Raw genomic sequence first — 1,182 nt, 5'->3', positions numbered from 1 at the left:
CGGGCAGGTGTAGATCGTGCCCGCGGGCATCTCCGGCTCGCTCGCCTTCTCCTTGGCCAGGTATTTTGCGGGATCGGCGGCGAACTTGGTGCGGCATCCGGCCGAGCAGAAATGGAAGGTCTCGCCCTGATGCTCGAACCGGTGGTTTGAGGTCACAGGGTCGACCGTCATGCCGCAGACGGGGTCGCGGACCGTCGTCGCCGCTGCGCCATGGTCATGGCCGTGATGATGCGTGTGGCCGGCATGATCGCCSTTTCCGCCGCAGCATGAAGCTGCCGCGGGCTTGTCGTTCGGCGGTGTTGCCCCCTTGCTCGAACAGCCGCATCCGGTGTGACCGTCCGCGTCGTGATGATGGCTGTGTTCGGCGTCGTTCATTCCCATGCTCCGGCCTTGTGTCAGGTCTTGCAACCCATACCCGGTAGGGGTATATAGACGGCATGCGCAAGGACATCAAGGCATCTGTCGGAAAACGTCTCGGCCGGATCGAGGGCCAGGTTCGCGGCCTGTCGAAAATGGTAGAGGAAGACCGCTACTGCATCGACATCGTGACGCAGATCTCGGCGGTGCGCGCCGCGCTGCGCCGGGTCGAGGAGGAGGTCCTGAAGGACCACGTCGCCCATTGCGTCGAGCACGCGATCGCGAGCGGCGACAAGGCGGATCAGCGCGAGAAGATCGCGGAGTTGATGGCGGTGATTGGAAGGGCGGAGAGGTAGGTCCGTATTCGCCCGTCATTGTGAGGGGCGAACGATACCTCTCCAGCGGCGTCCCGGCCGAGTGCGCAATTGCGCACGGGGGGCGGGACCCATAACCACAGGGAGGGGTTTGGCGAAGATTAGAAGTCGATCTCTGCGTCGGTACAGAGACCGCGTGCAATGGATAGATCACGCGGTATGGGTCCCTGCGTTCGCAGGGACGACAGCCGGGCTACGCCGCGACCTCGCACGCGTCTCCGCGGCGCGCGCGGTACACCGCGAGTTCGTTGAGCAGCACAAAATGCTCGGAGAAGGTGGCGTCCATCTCGGCAGCCGCCTCGCGCATCACTTGCGCAGCCGGAATCTCAGCCGGCGCCTCTTCGTCAGCCGCTTCAGGAACGAGCGGCGGCGCACTGATCGTTTCTGGAAACACACTGAATGTGCCCGCTACCTCCTCGAGCGGCTTTTGCTTGTCGGCCCAGTGCAGGGT

2 protein-coding genes and 1 pseudogene are annotated in these 1,182 nt (G+C 64.2%); 1 reads left to right on the top strand and 2 read right to left on the bottom strand.

Annotated features, from left to right (window positions below):
- Positions 1-375, bottom strand: a 375-nt coding sequence (locus tag AC1D00_RS41980; RefSeq protein ID WP_477014756.1) for a YHS domain-containing protein, incomplete at its 3' end; no start/stop codon positions are given.
- Between the two features lie 62 nt (positions 376-437).
- Between AC1D00_RS41980 and AC1D00_RS41975 the strand changes: the two genes are divergently transcribed.
- The gene (locus AC1D00_RS41975; protein ID WP_007598521.1) at positions 438-713 is read left to right on the top strand and encodes a metal-sensitive transcriptional regulator; all 276 of its coding nucleotides are present in this window, start codon (positions 438-440) and stop codon (positions 711-713) included.
- A gap of 211 nt (positions 714-924) precedes the next feature.
- Here AC1D00_RS41975 and AC1D00_RS41970 read toward each other — a convergent pair.
- A pseudogene (locus AC1D00_RS41970) lies at positions 925-1,182 on the bottom strand (lipo-like protein); the annotation flags it as partial.

The sequence above is a fragment of the Bradyrhizobium sp. P2_E8 genome (assembly GCF_056403875.1).
Note: the sequence above shows the minus strand (reverse complement) of the source record. Positions and strands in the feature narration are given on the sequence as shown.

Excerpts from the sequence above, each read along its gene's own strand:
- AC1D00_RS41975 (WP_007598521.1), top strand. The coding sequence starts at position 438 with ATGCGCAAGGACATCAAGGCATCTGTCGGAAAACGTCTCGGCCGGATC.